A 19,011-nucleotide genomic window follows, 5' to 3' on the forward strand; every position below is an offset into this window, starting at 1 on the left:
AAGGCACTGCCATGTCCCGCCCCGCACGCTTCACCCTCGACCCCGCCTTCACCGTCGGCACCGTCGACCCCCGCCTTTTCGGCTCCTTCGTCGAGCACCTCGGCCGCTGCGTCTACACCGGCATCTACGAGCCAGGCCACCCCACCGCAGACGAGGCCGGGCTGCGCGGCGACGTGCTCGACCTCGTGCGCGAGCTCGGCGCGACCACCCTGCGCTACCCCGGCGGCAACTTCGTCTCCGGCTACAAGTGGGAGGACGGCGTCGGCCCCGCCGACGAGCGCCCGCGCCGCCTGGACCTCGCCTGGCGGTCCACCGAGACCAACGAATTCGGGCTCAGCGAGTACATCGCCTTCCTCAAGAAGGTCGGCCCGCAGGCCGAACCCATGATGGCCGTCAACCTCGGCACCCGGGGCGTCGCGGAAGCCCTGGAACTCCAGGAGTACGCCAACCACCCCGCCGGCACCGAACTGTCCGAGCGCCGCATCGCCCACGGCGACAAGGAACCCTTCGGGATACGCCTGTGGTGCCTGGGCAACGAGATGGACGGCCCGTGGCAGACCGGTCACAAGACCGCCGAGGAGTACGGCCGCCTCGCCGCCGAAACCGCCCGCGCCATGCGCCAGATGGACCCCGGCGTCGAACTGGTGGCATGCGGCAGCTCCAGCCGGGCCATGGAGACCTTCGCCTCCTGGGAGGCGACCGTGCTCGCCGAGACGTACGACCTCGTCGACTACGTCTCCCTGCACGCCTACTACGAGGAGATCGACGGCGACCGCGACTCCTTCCTCGCCTCCGCCGTCGACATGGAGACCTTCATCGAAGCCGTCGTGGCGACCTGCGACCACGTGGGCGCTCGGCTGAAGTCGACGAAGAAGATCAACCTGTCGTTCGACGAGTGGAACGTCTGGTACCAGCGCCGGTTCGCCGCCGAGAGCGCCGCAGCCCCGCTCGACTGGCCCGAGGCCCCCCGCCTGCTGGAGGACAGCTACTCCGTCACCGACGCCGTCGTCTTCGGCTCCCTGATGATCGCCCTGCTCCGGCACGCCGACCGGGTCACCGTCGCCTGCCTGGCACAGCTCGTCAACGTCATCGCGCCGATCATGACCGAACCCGGCGGCCCGGCCTGGCGACAGACCACCTTCTTCCCGTTCGCACAGGCCGCACAGTACGGGCGCGGCCAGGTCCTCGACGTACGGATCGACTCGCCCACGTACGGGACCCAGGCATACGGCGAAGTGCCGCTGCTGCACGCGACAGCGGTACGGGGGGACGACGGCTCCGTCACCGTCTTCGCCGTCAACCGCAGCCAGAACGATGCCCTCCCGCTGGAAGTCGCCCTGCACGGGATGGAGTTGCGGGAGGTCGTCGAGCACAGTGCCCTCTCCGACGAAGACCCCGAGGCGCGCAACACCCTGGACGAGCCCGAGCGCGTCGCCCCGCACACCGTCGCGGCCACCACCCTGCACAACGGTGTGCTGAGCGCGGCACTGGAACCGCTGTCCTGGAACGTTATCCGGCTCGCGTGAGGTCACGGGGGCGCGCCTTCTCGGGGCGCCCCCGCAAGCACGCCGTCCCGCTGCTCTCCATGGCATGGACCGCAGGAACCAGGGGCCGCCCCCGGGGGGAGCCCCGGGGGCGGCCCCCTCTCGTATGCGCGTCGCCCTCCGGCAGGGTTACAGCGCCGCAGCACCCAGGGGATCCGGTGCCACCCGGGGCCAGACGATCCGGTCGTCCGCAACCGACGCATCCGGGTCGCCGAGCCACGCCCCGGGCAGCGCGCCCGCGTCCGCGAGGCCACGCGCCACCAGCCGGGCCACCTCGATGGCTCCGCGAGGCCGGAAATGGGTGTTGTCCCGGGTCTCCCCGACCCACAGGAAGCACTCCTTGGTGGCCTCCGGGCCGAGCTGCTGCCATCGGGCCAGGGACAGGGCGGACACCTCCACCAGGGGTACGTTCTCCTGCGCGGCCACGGCCCGCATCGCGTCCGGGTACTCGCCGTGCGTCGACACCGCACGTCCCCCGGCGTCGAAGGCGCGGCGCTCCACCGGAGTGAGGAGAACGGGGTGGGCCCCCCTGTCGCGGGCGCCCTTCACATGGCGCGACAGGCACTCCTGATAGCCGGCCCAGGGCTCGGTGTGCCGCTCGGGCCGGTCGCTCTGGTCGTTGTGACCGTACTGGATGAGCAGGCGGTCCCCGGGGCGGATCGCTCCGAGCACGACGTCCAGTCGGCCTTCCTCGATGAAGGAGCGCGAACTGCGCCCGTTCATCGCATGGTTGACGACCTCCACCTCCGCCGAGAGGAAGAAGGGAAGCGCCATTCCCCAGCCGGTTTCGGGGGCAGCGGACATGTCCTTCTGCGCGGCGGTCGAGTCCCCGGCGAGAAAGAGAGTGGGGCGACGCGTCATCTCAGTCGCCCTTCGTGTCAGTGCTGTGGGAGGGCAGCGGGGTGGCCGCGGTCGCCGCGGCGACCGCCTTGTGCACGTACGCGGCGACCGCGTCGCGGTCCGGTCGACCGTCCGCCACCACCGTGACGAGCCGCCGCACCAACGTCTCCCCGGGCTCCAGCGAAAGCCGTTCCGACCAGGCCAGCGACGAGCCGACCCCGGGATACTCCGACGTCCGTACGAACCACGGGTCGCGCCGGGTGGCGTCCGTCGCGCCCGCGAAGGCCAACGTCCACCCCTGCCCGGCACTTTCGTCCCCGCCCGCGACCGCCACCCAGTCCGCCGTACCGCCGTGCACCGCCTCCTCGCCCGTCCCGTCGGCGGTGAACGCCTCGGGGGCCGCCGTCCCCTTCGGAGCCCGCCAGAAGAACCCGCCGTAACCGGCGCCCGGACGCCCGTTGGTGGCCGGACTGCCGATCGACAGGGGCCGGTCGGTGGAGTTGGAGAGCGCGAAGGCGAAGTCCAACGCCCAAGCATGGGAGTCGAGTTCGTGGGAGGTGACGGTGCGGAGCTCGCGGAGCAGCTCTTCCGCGCCCGGCTCACCGTCGGCCCGCCAGCTCAGCTCCTCCACGAAACCCCGCGCGTCACGGCGCTGCCACCCCCGGTGCGCCTGCACCCCGTGGTTGTCCAGGTAGCGCGGGCCCAGGTCGCGGACGTACGTGCTGCCGCCCCAGAAACTGATGCCGTTCACGTCGGGCACGGCCACGCCCACCCCGAGGTGGTGCGGGTGGTCCTCGGGCAGCTCCTCCGTCACGCGCATACCGGAGAGGGTGCACACCGGGTGGAGGTACGGGCGCGGGGAGAGTCCCGAAGCCACGTCCGGCCGGTAGACGTAGCGTGCCACCGCACGTCCCGAGCTGCGCAGTATGAGAGAGGAGTCGGAAGACTTCACGGAGTGCTCGTCTCGGTCGATTCGGTCGTCGGGCCGGGCCCACGAAGCGCCCAACTCGGAGTACAGAGACAGTGTCTCCGCGCTCGCCGCCACCAGAGCCTCCACTCCGTCGACTATTCGACGCGGGGCGGACTCGCCCTGGCCGGTCCGCCACACCGAGCTGGGCAACGCCACCGGGTCGGGTGCCAGCCGAACCGCCTCCACGACCCGCATGAACGCTCCCGTGCTCTCCGGGGGCACGAGCAGCGGCTCGCCGCGGGTGAGGTGTGCGGCGAGATTCTCCAGAAGATCGGATCTGCCGTACGAGGTCTCGTGCGCCGTATATGACGCATCGTGCATGGCACAGGAGATCTGCTGCGGGGTGTCCGGGCGGGTCCGGACGGTGTCCGGGATCTCTGACGCGGTGTCCGCCGCATCGGCGGAGGGCGGCGTGTCCGTCCCTGCTGTCACGTCGCGCACGTCCCTCACGTCCGCCCTGCCGGTCGCGCCCGTCCCGCCCGTCGCCTCCGTCGCGTTCGGCGAGTGAGGCGTCTGCTCGACCCGCACCCGGTCCTCCGTGTACCAGAAGGTGATCCGGCCTGTGCTGCCGTGCACGACCACGTACGGGGCGGAGGGCTCACCGGCGCACAGGGTCGCCGCGACGGTGACGGGAACGCCGCGAACCGTGGAGATCCGTACGCACGAGGTGTCGTCCGACTCGATGTCGTGCGCCCGGAACAGCTCCGTCTGGATGGACGCCACGTCCTCCGCGCGGGAACTGCCGGCCAGCGCGAGCGACGTCGCCACCGCGTGCGCGAGGGGATTGGTCAGGGCGCCGTCCACCACGTCCGTCCCGTGGAGCCTGCGCCGGCCCGACCATGCGGCCCGGCTGAAGTACGCCGTGTCCCGGGCCCACGCCCCGGCCGCGCCGACGCCGCGCAGTTCACCGATCGCCCCGTCCGCGACCAGCTGCCGTACCGCCGCGAGTGCGTGCGAGCCCAGCGACTGGAAGCCGATCTGGCACACCACCCCGGCCGCTCGTACACCGTCCGCCATCCGCGCGAACTCCGCGTACGACGGTGCCGGCGGCTTCTCAAGGAGTACGTGGACCCCGCGCCCGGCAGCGGTCAGCGCCAGGTCCGTGTGGGTGTGGAGCGGGGTGCACAGGACCGCGACGCGCGCGCCCGTGATGTCGAGCAGTTCCCCGAAGTCCGCCGACTGGGCGGGAGGCCGGGAAGGATCGCTCACGCCCTCCAGCTCTGCTTCGTCCAGCGGCTTCAGCTCGCAGATTCCTGCCAGGCGCACCACGCCCAGCGCTTCCAGACGACGGATGTTCTCCAAGTGCCAGCGTCCGTGACCGCGGGCTCCGGCGAGCACCACGGGAAGGGGGAGGGAGGCGTCCTCGGAGTGAGCCCCGGTGTGGGACTGGGGCCGGGGATCGGAGAGGGTCGGGGGCTTCGGTGCCGGGGTACTGCTCACGCGTCCTCCAGGGACGAGAAGGTGAAGGTGAACTCCGTCGGCTCGGCGTGCAGTTGGTACTGGGGGAGGACGCCGGGGCCGCAGGACTGGGAGCCGATGCCATGCTGGCGGTGGTCGAGGTTGACCCAGACAGTGTCGCCGGGCTCCAGGTCGGTGCGGTGCGTGGCCGCGTCGAGCTGTTCGGTGGTCCAGCGACGGGCGGTGAACCAGAAGGGGTTCCCGCCCTCGATCCGCAGTCCCGCTTCCGGGCCGCTCAGTTGGGCCCAGCGGACGTCGGGGCGGGCGCCGTTCTCCTGCGGGAAGACGTACGGCGTCTGCAAGTCGTCGACCTCGGCGCGCCATCTTCCCAGCATCGAGGCGGCCCGGGTGTCCGGATACGCCTCGCCGGGCCCGCCCCCGAACCATTGCGCGGTCCCGTACGACGCGGGCAGCCCCAGGCGCAGGCCGAGACGGGGCAGCGGCACCGTCCATCGACCCTCCGGGGTCACCGCAACGGCGAGGGTCAGCCGGGTGCCGTCCGACGTCCAGCGGTAGACCACGCGCAGTCCGATGTCGCGTCCCGCCGGTGCGACCCGGGTCCGGACCGTGACTGTCTCGCCCGACAACTCTACGGCGTGCGTGCGGTGTTGGAGGCGATGAATGCCGATCTGGCGCCAGAGCGGGCCGTAGCGCACATCCGGCTGCCAGGGCGCTCCGTTGTCGTTGTCGGTGGGCGCCCTCCAGGCGTCAAGACGCAGCCCGGTGATCGGGGTGCACCCCACCGTCAGCAGCTCGCCGGTGCGGGCGTCGAAGGTCGCCGGTCCCAGAGCGATCCGCCTGTTCTGCGGATGCGGCCGGGCACCGGTGGCGGGCGGTGTGGAACGTGGGGCATGGGGCGCAACCTGTCCCCAGGCGACCGGGTGTCCGCGGTCGGCCCACGGGGTGTTCTCGGCGAGCAGAGCGCGGACCGTCCACTGCGCCTCATCGTGCTGACGGTCCGTCACGGGGGCGGCGGGCAGCTTCACCTCCGCGCGTTCGCCGGGCTGGAGCCGGGGCACGGTCAGCGGTCCGGTGTCCACGGTTTCTCCCTCGACCTGGTAGGACCACTCGAAGGCAAGGTGGTCGAGGCCGGAGAAATCGTAGCGGTTGGTGATCCGGACCGTGCCGGACGGACCGCCGTCGGCGTCGGCGGGTTCGATGCGTACCGGCTCGATGACCTTCTTGTACTCGACGAGGCCGGGGGAGGGGGTGCGGTCGGGGAAGAGGAGGCCGTCGCAGACGAAGTTGCCGTCGTGGAGTTCCTCGCCGAAATCGCCGCCGTAGGCGTGGCCGAGGGCGGGATGGGCGAAGCCGTGGTCGATCCACTCCCAGACGAAGCCGCCCTGGAGACGTTCGTGGGACTCGAAGAGCCGCTGGTAGTCGGCGAGGCCGCCGGGACCGTTGCCCATGGCGTGGGCGTACTCGCACAGGATGAGCGGGAGTTGACGTCGGCGGGCCGGGCCGCCGTCCAGTCCGCGGCCGATGCTCTCCACCTCCGCGTGCGGCGGGTACATCCGCGAGTACATGTCGGTGTCGCGGCACTCCTGGTCGCCCTCGTAGTGGATCAGACGGCCGGAGTCGCGGCCACGTATCCATGCGGCCATCGCGGTCAGGCCGCGACCGCGCCCCGATTCGTTGCCGAGGGACCAGATGATCACGGAGGGGTGGTTCTTGTCGCGCTCGACCATGCGTTGTGCGCGGTCGAGGAGGGCGGGCGTCCACCGGTCGTCGTCGGTGGGGTTGTCACGCCAGGCCTGCTCCTCGAAGCCGTGTGTTTCGAGGTCGCACTCGTCAATGACCCACAGACCCAACTCGTCGCACAGAGCGAAAAATTCGGGGTGCGGGGGGTAGTGCGCGGTGCGGACGGCGTTGATGTTGTGCCGTTTCATCAGCTCGATGTCGTGGCGCATCGTGGCCGAATCGACGGTGCGACCGGTCCTCGGGTGGAACTCGTGCCGGTTGACGCCGCGGAAGAGCAGCGGTCGTCCGTTGACCTTGATCAGGCCGTCGTCGAGGGCGACGGTGCGAAAGCCGATGCGCAGCGGGACGCGTTCGCCGGGCGTGATCAGTTCGGCGTCGTACAGGCGGGGTGTCTCCGCGGTCCACGGGTCGACGGGCACGGTCACCGGAATGCCGGTGGTGGTGTCGATGCCGAGCTCGGGAACGCTGACGCGGCCCGGCACGGCGGAGTCGACGAGCAGGGTGCCCGTGTGGTCGAGGTGGTGGTACGAGGCGTGTACGAAGAAGTCCGATGTACACCCTGCGGGGCGGTGCAACAGGGTGACATCGCGGAAGATGCCGGGCAGCCACCACTGGTCCTGGTCCTCCAGGTAGGACCCGGACGACCACTGGTGGACCCGTACCGCGAGGACGTTTCCGGAGGGCTGGAGGAGGTGACCGACCGCGAACTCGTGGGCCAGTCGGCTGCCCTTGAAGTGGCCCAGCTCCGTGCCGTTCAGCCAGACCCGGGCGCAGGATTCGACGCCGTCGAAGCGTACGACCGTGTCCCCGTCGGCGGGCCAGTCGTCCGGCAGGTCGAAGGTGTGCAGATGGTCGCCGGTCGGGTTCGCGGTGGGCACGTGGGGCGGGTCGACGGGGAACGGGTAGAGGACGTTGGTGTACGCCGGGGCCCCGAAGGCGCCGTCGCCCTGGAGCACCCAGTGCCCGGGAACCTGGATCCGGTCCCAGCCGACCGGGTCGTAGGCCGGGGTCGCGAACGCGTCGTCGTGCGCGTCGGCGGTGGCGGACAGCCGGAAGCGCCAGGTTCCGTTCAGGGGGAGGCGGGCCGCGTCGGACATGGCGTACCAGGTGCGTGGAGGCAGCACGCCGTGACCGGGCGCGGGATCTTCGACGTACGACAGGGGCAGTGGGGCGGGCATCGCGGTCATCGGCTCGTCTCTCCTCGGTGAAGCGCCCTGTGAGGTCGCTGATCGGTGATCGTGATGGCTTCTCACCCTCCGTCTCGGGCGGAGACTTCGGCAAGGGGGTTGGGTAAAGTCCGTTCGGAGTGCGGTTCGTTGTTCGATATCTCGCACAGGTGTTGATCGAAACGTTTCATAGTCGAGGTTGCTCAAACCGTTGACGGTCCAAGTGGGCGCTCGTACATTTCGTCGGCAAGCGCTTTCTAAAACGATTCAATCATGTGGCGAGGGGTTCGAACCATGGGCATACGTGGGCAAGTTGAGCGGCGCACCTTCCTCAAGGCGGCCGGTGTCACCGTGGCATCCCTCGGCGCGACGGCCGTCGGCTGCGGCGGTGGGACCGGCGGTTCGGGCGGCGGCGGAGGCGACGTCACCATCCGGTACGCGTGGTGGGGTGCTGACGACCGGGCGAAGAAGATCAACCAGGCGATCGCGCTCTTCGAGAAGAAGCACCCGAAGATCAAGGTCAAGACCGACTTCCAGCCGTACGCGGACTTCTGGAAGAAGTTCAACACCCAGGCGGCGGGCGGCAACCCGCCGGACGTCATCCAGAACGCCGTCACCTTCCTGCGCAAGTACGCCGCCCGCAACGTACTGCTCGACCTGAACCCGCAGGTCAAGGAGGGAAACCTCAACACGCAGGGCTTCCGGGCCGGCCTGGAGAAGTTCGCCGAGATCGACGGCAAACTGCTCGGAGTCCCCGTCGGCTCCAACTCGATGGGCTACATCATCGACGAGAAGCTGTACGAGAAGGCGGGCGTCACCCCCGAATTCGGCTGGACCTGGAACGACTGGGTCGCCGGCCTGGAGAAGATCAAGGAGAAGACGGGCGTCGCGGGCGACGCCGGCCCCTCCGGGATCATGTACTACTACGACCTGGTCCTGCGGCAGAAGGGCAAGGCCTTCTTCACGGACAAGGGCCTGGGATTCGAGGAGAGCGACCTCGTCACCGAGTGGACGGAGGCGATGAAGCGCACCCGCTCCGGCCTCTACGCCAACCCCAAGCGGGTCGAGCAGCTCAAGCCCAAGTCGGCCACGGCGGGCGGGATCTCGGCGGGCGAGTTCACCTGGGACAACTTCTCCGTCCGGTACGCCGCCGAAGGCAAGAGCTCGTACGGCATCGCGCCCATCCCCACCACCGACGGCAAGAAGACGGGCCAGTACCTGGGCTCGCTCATGCTCAGCGGCACGCGACGCACCAAGCACCCCAAGGAGGTCGCGACCTTCATCGACTTCATGGTCCACGATCCGGAGGTCGGCCGGATCATGGGGTACGACCGGGGCGTGCTCGCCACGCAGAAGCAGTTCGACGCCTTCGAGCCCACCGACAAGGTCAGCAAGCAGATCGCCGCGTACGAGACGAAGATCGCCCAGAGCGGGGTGCTGGAGCCCATCACCCCGCACCCGGCCGGCTCCGACGTCGTCGAGACCGCGTTCCTGCGCCTGGCCACCGAGCTGAGTCTCGGCAAGGCATCGCCCGGCGAGGCCGCGCAGAAGTTCTTCGCCGAGGCGAAGACCGCGCTCTCCACCAGCGACTGAGCCGCGTTCGGCCCGTGCGCGGGACGACGCGTGACGCGTGACGCGTGACGCGTGACGCATGACGCATGACGCGTGACGCACGGCGCAGACCGCTTGAGATACGACGTCCGAGATCTCAGACATCGGATGGCAGACGTCAGACATCGGATATCAGCCAGGAGCCCTGTGTGAGCTCCGAGCGATGAGTCATCAGGCATCGGTCATCCGGGATCTGGGACGGCAGAGCAGCACAAACGCCCGAGAGGTACGGCAGTGACGCACACCATGGAGACGCGGCAGCCCCGCCCCTCCCCGCCCGGCGACCGCGCACCGCGGCCCGGTTCGGCATCGCAACGGTCCGGCCGCCGCCGGGAGAACCTGGCCGGCTACCTGTTCATGTCGCCCTGGCTGGCCGGGTTCCTGCTGCTGACGGCAGGCCCCATGGCGGTCTCGCTCTACTTCGCCTTCACCGACTACAACCTGTTCGACGCCCCGCAGTGGATCGGCCTGAGCAACTTCCAGGAGATGTTCTCCGACCCCCGCTGGCAGAAATCGGTGGAGGTGACGACCAAATACGTCGTCATCGGTACCCCGCTGAAGCTGGCCGCCGCCCTCGGCGTCGCGCTCCTGCTCGCGCAGAGCCGCCGGGGTCAGGCCTTCTACCGTGCCGCGTTCTACGCTCCTTCCCTGATCGGCGCGAGCGTGTCCATCGCCATCGTCTGGCGGGCGCTGTTCACGGACGGCGCGATCGTCGACCGCGCACAGACGCAGTTCTTCGGCCTGAACGTCGGCGGCTGGGTCGGCGATCCGGACTGGATCCTCTACTCCCTGGTCGCCCTCACCGTCTGGCAGTTCGGGGCGCCCATGGTCATCTTCCTGGCCGGGCTCAAGCAGGTGCCCCGCGAGTTGTACGAGGCCGCCGCGGTCGACGGGGCCGGGCCGCTGCGCCGGTTCTGGAACATCACGTTGCCGATGATTTCGCCCGTCCTCTTCTTCAACGTACTGCTCGAAACCATCCACTCCTTCCAGGTGTTCGGCTCCGCGTACATCCTCGGCGGGCAGGGCAATCCCTGCGGTCCCGCCGACGCCACGCTCGTCTACACCTGCTACCTCTACCAACAGGGCTTCGAGAACAGCCGGATGGGCTTCGCCTCCGCCATGGCCTGGATGCTGCTCATCGCGGTCGGCCTGGTGACGGCGGTGCTGTTCTGGTCGCAGAAGCGCTGGGTGCACTACGAGGAGAACGCCCGGTGACCATGACCCACGCCCCCGTCGAGACCACTTCCGGCCCGGACGGCCCCGGCACGCCGGCAGCCGCCGAAACCCGGTCGCCGCGCAAGCGCACCGGCTCCCTCCTCTGGCACCTGGGGGCGCTCGCCGTCCTTGTGGTCGTCCTGTATCCCGTGGCCTGGGTGATCGGCGGGTCGCTCAAGCCGAGCGAGGAGATCGTCGGCAGCCTCCAGCTCTTCCCGACCGACCCGATCTTCACCAACTACACCGGGCTGAGCGAGGGAATCGCCGACATCCCGGTGTCCACGTTCTTCCTCAACTCCACCGTTCTCGCCGTCGGTTCGGTGGTGGGCGTCGTCATCTCGTGCTCGATGGCCGCGTACGCCTTCTCCAAGGTCCGCTTCGCCGGACGGAACCTGCTCTTCGCCCTGATGATCGGCACGCTGCTGCTGCCGTTCCACGTGCTGATGATTCCGCAGTACGTGCTGTTCCAGAAGCTCGAACTCATCAACACCATGGTCCCGTTGCTGCTCGGCAAGTACCTGGCGGTCGATGCGTTCTTCGTCTTCCTGATGGTGCAGTTCATGCGCGGACTGCCGAAGGAACTGGACGAGGCGGCCCGCCTCGACGGCTGCGGTCACCTGCGCATCTATTGGTCGATCGTGCTGCCGCTGTGCCGGCCGGCGCTCATCACCAGCGCGATCTTCACGTTCATCCATGCGTGGAACGACTTCATGGGCCCGCTGCTGTATCTGAACGAGCCGGAGAAGTACACCGTCTCCCTCGGCCTCAAGATGTTCGTCGACCAGGACGCCCTCGCCGACTACGGCGGCATGATCGCCATGTCGCTCGTGGCACTGCTTCCCGTGCTGGCGTTCTTCCTCGCCTTCCAGCGCTACCTGATCGACGGCATGGCGACGTCCGGGCTGAAGGGCTGAGAGATGAACCACGTGGCCGCGGCCCGCAGCACCCGCCAGAGATCCTCCCGTTTCCCCGGTTTCGCCGCGCGGTTCGCGGTGTTCGCGGAATGCCTGCTCGTGGGGGTGTGGGTGGCACTCGCCTCGCTCCCGCTGATCACCTATCCCGCGGCGGTCGCCGCGGGGGGCCGGCACCTGCGACGGCACCTTCAGCAAGAGGTGGGCGGAGTCAGGGAGTTCGCCGCCGACTGGCGTGCCGCGGTACGTCACGGGTGGGCCGTGGGCGTCGCCGGGTGGGTCGCCCTGTGGTTGCTGTGGCTGAATGTGGCCGCGGTGCGGGCGGGGCTTCCTGGTGGCGGGTTCGTCGGCGTCGTCGGGGTGGTGGCGTTCCTCGCAGCCCTGGTCGCTGGGTTGCGCGCCGCCGTGAGCTGGCAGCCCGGGACCTCGTGGCGGGTACTGCTGGGTGCGGCGGCGCGACGTACCGTGCTCGACCCGGCCGGCTCGTTGCTGTTGGTCGCCGGCTTCGCTGTCGTCGTGGTGTCCGGGCGGATCGTGCTGCCCTTCGCCGTGCCGGTGCTGGGGGCGGTGATCGCGGGGGCGCTCGCCGTGGAGTCGCGGTACGCGAAGGCAGGGAGGAGGCGGGCGGCGCGTGGCGGGACCGGGCGGTAGGCGGATGCGGATATCTGAGGTGCGGTATCTGATACATCACGCAGGATGCGCTATGCACCACGCATCACGCACCATGCATCACGCACCACAGCTGCTGCACGATGCCCCCTACCTGCGCCCAGGGGGGCGAGACGTCCCCTACCGGCTTCCCGGGGCGTGACGTCCCCCACCGGCCCCCGGTGGCGTGGCGTCCCCTCCGCTGGTGATCGACGTGCGACATCGCGCGCGGCGTGCGCGCCCGCCGGCCCTTGCTCCCCGGCGCCTCCGCACCCCGACATCGTCCCCCTTCCGTCATCTTCTCCCCGGCGGCCTCGCTCCTGGCGCCGGGGCGTTGGAAGTGCTCTGTCATGTTCCTGATCGACGAGAGGAATACCCATGTCCACCGTCCCTCGCAGAACCCTCCTCAAAGCCGCCGCCATCGCGGGCGCGGCAGCCCAGGTCGGACCGATACTGGGCGGAGCCACCGCCCAGGCCGCTGAGGCCCCAGGAGCCCCGGTAGTCGAGCCCGGCCCCGTGGACCTCAGGTGGCTGGAGCCCGGAGGGCTGGGGGCCGCCCCCGGATCGACCGTCGGCGTGCCGTGGCCCAAGGGGGCGTACCCCAAGGACCAGACCTTCGCCCTCGCGACCGCCGACGGCAGGCAGGTCCCCGTGCAGACCTGGCCGATCGCCCAGTGGCCCGACGGCTCCCTCAAGTGGAGCGCGCACGCCGTCGGCCCCGGAACGAACAGCGAAAAGTACACCCTCACAGCCGGTGCCCCCACCACGCCTCAGCAGCGGATCACCGTCGCCGCGAAGGGCGGTGGCATCGAGGTGTCGACCGGCGTCATCACCGCCCGCATCGGCACCTCCGGTTCCGCCCTCGTGAAGTCCGTCGTCCGCGGCCGTACCGAGATCGCCAAGAACGGGCGTCTCGTCCTTCTGCGCCAAGGGGAGATCGAGGACGGTGACCAGGGCCGCACCTCCTACGAGCGCTTCGAGAGCGCCATCGCCAAGACCGAGGTCGAGCAGAGCGGTCCGGTCCGCGCGGTCGTGCGCATCGACGGGAAGCACCGAAAGGGCAACCGCAGTTGGATGCCGTTCTCCGTACGGCTCTACTTCTACGCCGGCGGCGAGTCCTTCCGTATGGTGCACACCATCACGTATGACGGAACGCAGGAGCCCGGCAAGGCGAGCGGTGACTTCGTGCGCGGACTCGGGGTGCGCTTCACCGTGCCGATGCGCGACGCCTCGTACGACCGGCACGTCCGTATCGGCGGCGACGGCACCGGACTGCTGCGCGAGGCCGTCAAGGGCGTCACCGGACTGCGCAGGGACCCCGGAATCTCCGTCCAGAACGCCCAGTTCGAGGGGCAGAAGCTCGCCGACCCGGCCACCTGGGACCAGCGCGTCACCACTCGCCTGCACCTGATTCCCGAGTGGGGCGACTACACCCTCAGCCAGCTCTCCGCCGACGGCTTCGCGCTGCGCAAGCGGACGAAGAAGGGCCACGGGTGGATCGCGGCCGGTGGCGGGCGGCGTGCCTCGGGATACGGTTACGTCGGCGGCCCGAGCGGCGGATTGTCCTTCGGGCTGCGGGACTTCTGGGAGAAGCACCCCGCCGGGCTCGACGTCCGCGACGCGCACACCGACGAGGCACAGGTCACCCTGTGGCTGTGGTCGCCGGAGGCCCAGCCCATGGACCTGCGCTTCTACCACGACGGACTCGGCCAGGACACCCACGCCAAGCAGCTCGAAGGCCTCAACATCACCTACGAGGACTACGAGCCCGGCTTCGGCACCCCGTACGGCATCGCCCGTACCAGCGAACTCCTCTTCTGGGCCCACGAGTCCACCCCGAGCGCGGCCACTCACGCGCGTGAGACCCAGGCCGTCCGCACGCTTCCCCAACTCGCCGCCGCCCCGACCCAGCTGATCAAGGCCAAGGTCTTCGGCGGGCTCTTCTCCGAGCCCGACAGGTCGGTGCCCGCGAAGGCGAGGATCGAGGACCACCTCGACTTCCTCTTCACCTACTACCGCGACCAGGTCGACATGCGTCGCTGGTACGGGTTCTGGGACTACGGCGACATCATGCACAGCTACGACCCGGTGCGCCACCAGTGGCGATACGACGTCGGCGGCTACGCCTGGGACAACTCCGAGCTCTCTCCGGACCTGTGGCTCTGGTACGCCTACCTGCGCTCCGGCCGCGCCGACATCTTCCGCTTCGCCGCGGCCATGACCCGCCACACCGGCGAGGTCGACGTCTACCACCTGGGAAAATGGGCGGGCCTCGGCACCCGGCACGGCATCCAGCACTACGCGGACAGTGCCAAGCAACAGCGCATCGCGAACACCACGTACCGCCGCATCTACTACTTCCTCACCGCCGACGAACGCACCGGCGACCTCATGCACGCCAACGTCGACTCGGATGAGACCTTCCTCGTCCTGGACCCGATACGCAAGATCCGCACCGAGCCCTACACCCCCGACCGGCACGCCCTTTCCATCGGCTTCGGCACGGACTGGAGCGGGCTGGTGTCGGCATGGCTGACGGAGTGGGAACGGGGCGGTCCCAAGGCCGAGAAGGCGAAGGCGCGGGTGCTGTCCACGATGGAGACGATCGCCGCCCAGCCCAACGGCTTCGTGCAGGGAACAGGACTGTACGACCTCGACACCGGGCGGTTCGCCATCGAGAAGGAAGCCAAAGTCAACGTCTCCCATCTGTCGGCGGTCTTCGGGCTCAACGAGTTGTGCGCCGAACTGATCCACCTGATCGACATGCCGAAGTTCAAGGAGGCGTACCTGGACTACTGCCGGTACTTCAACGCGAGCAAGGCGGAACAGCGGGAACGCTACGGAAAGGACTTCGGCTCGCTGATCCTCTTCCAGGGCCACTCGCGCCTGGACGCGTACGCCGCCGCGCAGACCGGAGAGGAGAAGCTCGCGGTGCGGGCGTGGCAGAAGTTCTACAACAGCGACGGGTACAAGGAGTCCGCGCCCTGGAAGACGGAGAAGGTCGAAGGGCCGACCGCGCTCGTGCCGGGCAGCGAGGCGAACTGGGTCTACACCAACGACACCTCCCTCTACGGGCTCGCCGCCATCGAGAACCTGGCGCTGGTGGGGGACCGCATGCCGTGAGCAGCGCCCGGCGTGCCGCGCATCGAGCATGACCTGACGAATATCCCGTACCGGACACCAGATATTGGATACCAGATATTGGATACCGGATCGCGCGTACCAGATACCGGATATCACGCACGATGCGCTGCCCGCCGTCTCCTCACGACCCCACCAGTACGATGCCGGTGACCCCTCCCCACACCCGGAGGGGTCACCGGCACCACACCGCCCCAGGAGTTCGGACCCGATGGCATCCCACACGGCAGGCCCCGCAGGCACGGTCGGCATCAAGGACGTGGCCCGTGCCGCGGGAGTGTCCGTCGGCACGGTCTCCAACGTCATCAACCGCCCCGACTCCGTCGCCGAGAGCACCCGGGCCCGGGTGCTCTCGGCCATCGACCGGCTCGGTTACGTACGCAGCGAATCGGCACGCCAGCTGCGCGCCGGCAGCAGCCGGATGATCTCGCTGCTCGTCCTCGACATGGGCAATCCCTTCTTCGTGGACGTGGCCCGTGGCGCCGAGCGGACCATCCGCGACGCGGGCCTCGGCGTCATGGTCTGCAACAGCGGGCAGGACCCCGCCGAGGAAGCCACCTACCTCTCCCTCTTCGCCGAGCAGCGGGTACGGGGTGTACTCCTCACCCCGGCCGACGCCACCGGACGCAACATCGACGCGTTCCGCCGCCACCACATCCCCTTCGTCCTCGTCGACCGGGTCGCGGAGGACAGCGCGGACTGTTCGGTCTCCGTTGACGACGTGGTCGGTGGGGGTCTCGCCATCCGTCACCTCCTCGACTCCGGGCACCGCGACCTCGCGTACGTCGGCGGACCCGCCAGGATCCGCCAGGTGCAGGACCGCCGAGACGGCGCGCACCGCGCCCTGGCCGCCGCCGGCCTGTCGCCGGACACGCTGCGCGAGATCCCCACCGAACGCCTCGACGTCGCCGCCGGCCGTGACGCGGGCGCCCGGCTGCTCGGGCTCGCGGACCGGCCGACCGCCGTGTTCTGCGCCAACGACCTGCTCGCCCTGGGCCTGCTCCAGGCCATGTTCGCCGCCGGGGTTCGCGTGCCTGAGGAAGTGGCGATCGTCGGGTACGACGACATCGAGTTCGCCGCTGCGGCCGCCGTGCCTCTCACGTCGGTACGTCAGCCCGCCGAGCGGATGGGTGCGATGGCGGCGGGGCTGCTCCTCGACGAACTCCGAGAGCCCGGACACGCGCACCAGAGTGTGGTGCTTCAGCCCGAGCTGGTGGTACGCCGTTCCACGCTCGCCCCGCCTGGAAAGGCCGAGTGACGTGGGGGGCCGCAGCCCCCGACCCTTTCGGCCCCCACACCCTCCTGAGGCCCGCCGCCCCCACGGCCCCGACCCTCTCCGTCCCCGTCGCCCTCTGCCCCCGAGGCTCGACGCCAGGCCCCGACACACCGCGCCCACGAACCGGGGCCCGGAGGAGGATCACCCGTCTCGTTTCGAAGCGTTTCTGTCCGTGTCCGGACAGTATTCGGTGTTCCGCTTAGGGTCGGTGCGCGACGCACATACCGGACAAGAGCTCGATGAGTAGGCGGACCGCCGGGGCGTAAGTCACTCTCGTCGAACCGGAGTTGACGGTACGGTCCAGCACCGGACCCCGGTCCTAGGAGGCACGGCACCGGAGCCCGGCCTACGCCTTCGGCGGTCCCGCCATCCGCATACCAGGCAGAGGAGTCGTGGCGGGCGACGAGGCGCTACGGCCAGCGGCCCGGACGGACTCCGCTCAGCCGGACGGGCACTGTCCGCGTCCCTGCTACGCCGCCTCCCGCAGCACCGCCACGCCGTGCCGCTCCAGCGTGAGCGTGCCCTGCACCTCCGCACCCGCGAGCAACAAATCGTGATGGGTCCCCGGGACGGTGACGGTGACCGGGAGCAGCCCGTGGTTGAGCAGGAAGAGGAGATCGCCGCGGCGTACCGCCTCGACTCCCGGCGGCAGTCCTTCCAGGGCCGGCACGACGCCGGCGGTGTCGGCGATGCGGGCCAACAGCGGTCGCAGCGCCGCTGGTTCCGGGAGCGTGGAGAGGTACCAGGCGTGGCCGTTGCGGGTGACGGCGGGCAGGCCGTCGAGTTCGCCACCGCGGTAGGAGGCGATGGTTTCGGCGCCGGGGCGGCCCGCGGTCAGCGCGAGCTCGACCTCCTCGGACCACACCGTGCCCAGGAACCCGTCGCAGCCGACACTCTCGCCTACCTCCAGCGGCCACCACTCGTGGACGGTGGCCAGGCCGAACAGTTCGCGCAGACGTGCGTCCATGCCGCCCTCGCGCACCCGGTCCACCTCGTCGGCGACGCCGGTCATGAAGCCGCAGACCAACGTTCCGCCACCCTGCACATAAGCCAGGAGGTTCTCGACCGCGGGGTCCGTGAGCAGGTAGAGGTGGGGGACGACGACGAGGCGGTAGCCCCCGAGGTCGTGCTCGGGGTGGGCGAAGGACGGGGTGTGCCCGGCCTCCCACAGGGCCCGGTGCCAGGCCCGCAGCACGTCGGTGTAGTCGAGGTGGTCGGAAAGGCGGCCGTCCTGCTGGTCGGCCCACCAGGAGTTCCAATCGTGCAGGACGGCGATCTGCGAACGCACCTGAGTGCCCGTTACCTGGGGTGCCAGTACCGCGAGGTCGGCCCCGATGTGCAGTATCTCGTGGTACGAACGACCTGCCTCCCCGGCGTGGCCGAGCATCCCGGAGTGGAACTTCTCCGCCCCCTGGCGGGACTGCCGCCACTGGAAGTAGCAGACGGCGTCCGCGCCGTGGGCGACGGACTGGAGGGACCACAGCCGGTTCAGACCACGGGGCTTGGGTCGGCTCACGCCCCCGCTCTTGACCGCGCCCGCCGCCTGCTCCATGACCATCCAGGGGCCACCGCGCGCCTGGGAACGGGTCAGGTCACCGATCATCGCGTTGTACTGACCGCCCAGCGGGTCCTTGGGGTCGGGGTAGATGTCCACGGACACGACGTCCTCGTGAGCGGCCCACTTCCAGCCGTCCTGGCCGGTCCACAGTGACATGAAGTTCGTGGTGACCGGCAGGTGGGGGGAGTGGCGGGCGACGATGTCGCGTTCGGCGGTGTAGCACTCCAGCAGCGCGTCGGAGGTGAACCGTTTGAAGTCGAGGGTCTGGCCCGGGTTCCTGAGGTACTGGGCGCGGCGCGGCGGGATCACCTCGTCCCAGGAGTCGTAGCGCTGGCTCCAGAAGGCGGTGCCCCAGGCGGAGTTGAGATGGTCGAGGGAGCCGTGGCGGTCGTGCAGCCACAGCCGGAAGTGCTGGGCGGTGGTGTCGCACCAGCAGTGTGTGCAGTACTCGTTGTTGATGTGCCACATGGTGAGTGCGGGGTGGCCGCCGTACCGGGCGGCCAGGTCCTCGGTGATTGCTGCCGCGTAGTGCCGGTACGTCGGTGAGCTGGGGCAGAACTGCTGACGCGAGCCCCACCAGACGATCTCGCCGTTCTCGTCGCGTGGAAGGGTCTCGGGGTGCAGGGAGCCCATCCACGGAGGCGGGGTGGAGGTCGGGGTGGCCAGGACGACGCCGATGCCGTTCGTGTGCAGCAGCTCCAGCAGCCGATCGAGCCAGTCGAAGTCCCTGACACCGGGACGAGGCTCGATACGCGCCCAGGAGAACACGCCGACGGTGACCGAGTTGACGCCGGCGTTCTTCATCAACCGGACATCCTCGGCCCAGACCTCTTCGGGCCACTGCTCGGGGTTGTAGTCGCCGCCGAAGAGGATCCGGCCGCGGGTCGCGTCGTGGAGGGTGGGCATCAGCGAGGGCTCCGAACGAGATACGAAAGAGGAAACGTGCCATACGGGACGCGAGGGCGTGGTGCT

General features: G+C 69.6%; 11 protein-coding genes and 1 pseudogene. 7 read left to right on the top strand and 5 right to left on the bottom strand.

Going from position 1 to position 19,011, the window contains the following annotated elements; genetic code table 11:
• Positions 1-11: 11 nt before the first annotated feature.
• A complete protein-coding gene (locus ACQPZG_RS02085) occupies positions 12-1,526 on the top strand; it encodes an alpha-N-arabinofuranosidase (RefSeq protein ID WP_433544019.1) in 1,515 nt (504 codons plus the stop codon).
• Between the two features lie 147 nt (positions 1,527-1,673).
• Here the strand turns inward: ACQPZG_RS02085 and ACQPZG_RS02090 are convergent, their stop codons facing one another.
• The 4 genes and pseudogenes from ACQPZG_RS02090 to ACQPZG_RS02105 form a co-directional block, all read right to left on the bottom strand.
• On the bottom strand, positions 1,674-2,405 hold the full coding sequence (locus tag ACQPZG_RS02090) for a rhamnogalacturonan acetylesterase (protein WP_433544020.1): 732 nt from the start codon (positions 2,403-2,405) through the stop codon (positions 1,674-1,676).
• A 1-nt stretch (position 2,406) separates the two neighbouring features.
• Positions 2,407-3,675, bottom strand: a complete 1,269-nt coding sequence (locus ACQPZG_RS02095; RefSeq protein ID WP_433544601.1) for a PmoA family protein — start codon at positions 3,673-3,675, stop codon at positions 2,407-2,409.
• 177 nt (positions 3,676-3,852) lie between these two features.
• Positions 3,853-4,695 (bottom strand): annotated as a pseudogene (locus ACQPZG_RS02100) (Gfo/Idh/MocA family protein); the annotation flags it as partial.
• 95 nt (positions 4,696-4,790) lie between these two features.
• Positions 4,791-7,700, bottom strand: coding sequence for a glycoside hydrolase family 2 TIM barrel-domain containing protein (locus tag ACQPZG_RS02105; protein ID WP_433544021.1), 2,910 nt, complete (start codon positions 7,698-7,700; stop codon positions 4,791-4,793).
• Positions 7,701-7,973: 273 nt separating this feature from the next.
• Between ACQPZG_RS02105 and ACQPZG_RS02110 the strand changes: the two genes are divergently transcribed.
• The 6 genes from ACQPZG_RS02110 to ACQPZG_RS02135 all read left to right on the top strand — a co-directional run bounded on the left by ACQPZG_RS02110 (position 7,974) and on the right by ACQPZG_RS02135 (position 16,463).
• Complete coding sequence (locus ACQPZG_RS02110) at positions 7,974-9,272, top strand: ABC transporter substrate-binding protein (protein WP_433544022.1); 1,299 nt, start codon at positions 7,974-7,976, stop codon at positions 9,270-9,272.
• Positions 9,273-9,536: 264 nt separating this feature from the next.
• Positions 9,537-10,505, top strand: coding sequence for a carbohydrate ABC transporter permease (locus ACQPZG_RS02115; RefSeq protein ID WP_433544602.1), 969 nt, complete (start codon positions 9,537-9,539; stop codon positions 10,503-10,505).
• Positions 10,506-10,507: 2 nt separating this feature from the next.
• Positions 10,508-11,419: a carbohydrate ABC transporter permease gene (locus ACQPZG_RS02120; RefSeq protein WP_433544603.1), complete on the top strand. Its 912-nt coding sequence runs from the start codon at positions 10,508-10,510 to the stop codon at positions 11,417-11,419.
• 3 nt (positions 11,420-11,422) lie between these two features.
• Positions 11,423-12,067: a hypothetical protein gene (locus ACQPZG_RS02125; protein WP_433544023.1), complete on the top strand. Its 645-nt coding sequence runs from the start codon at positions 11,423-11,425 to the stop codon at positions 12,065-12,067.
• Positions 12,068-12,442: 375 nt separating this feature from the next.
• Positions 12,443-15,187 (top strand): Tat pathway signal sequence domain protein, encoded by a 2,745-nt coding sequence (locus ACQPZG_RS02130; protein WP_433544024.1) that lies wholly within the window; start codon positions 12,443-12,445, stop codon positions 15,185-15,187.
• A 229-nt stretch (positions 15,188-15,416) separates the two neighbouring features.
• Positions 15,417-16,463: a LacI family DNA-binding transcriptional regulator gene (locus ACQPZG_RS02135; protein WP_433544025.1), complete on the top strand. Its 1,047-nt coding sequence runs from the start codon at positions 15,417-15,419 to the stop codon at positions 16,461-16,463.
• Between the two features lie 487 nt (positions 16,464-16,950).
• Here the strand turns inward: ACQPZG_RS02135 and ACQPZG_RS02140 are convergent, their stop codons facing one another.
• Positions 16,951-18,945 carry a beta-galactosidase gene (locus ACQPZG_RS02140; protein WP_433544026.1) on the bottom strand — a complete coding sequence of 665 codons (1,995 nt, stop codon included), beginning with the start codon at positions 18,943-18,945 and terminating at the stop codon, positions 16,951-16,953.
• Positions 18,946-19,011: the final 66 nt, after the last annotated feature.

Source organism: Streptomyces sp. CA-294286 (genome assembly GCF_050947155.1).
Lineage (GTDB): Bacteria > Actinomycetota > Actinomycetes > Streptomycetales > Streptomycetaceae > Streptomyces.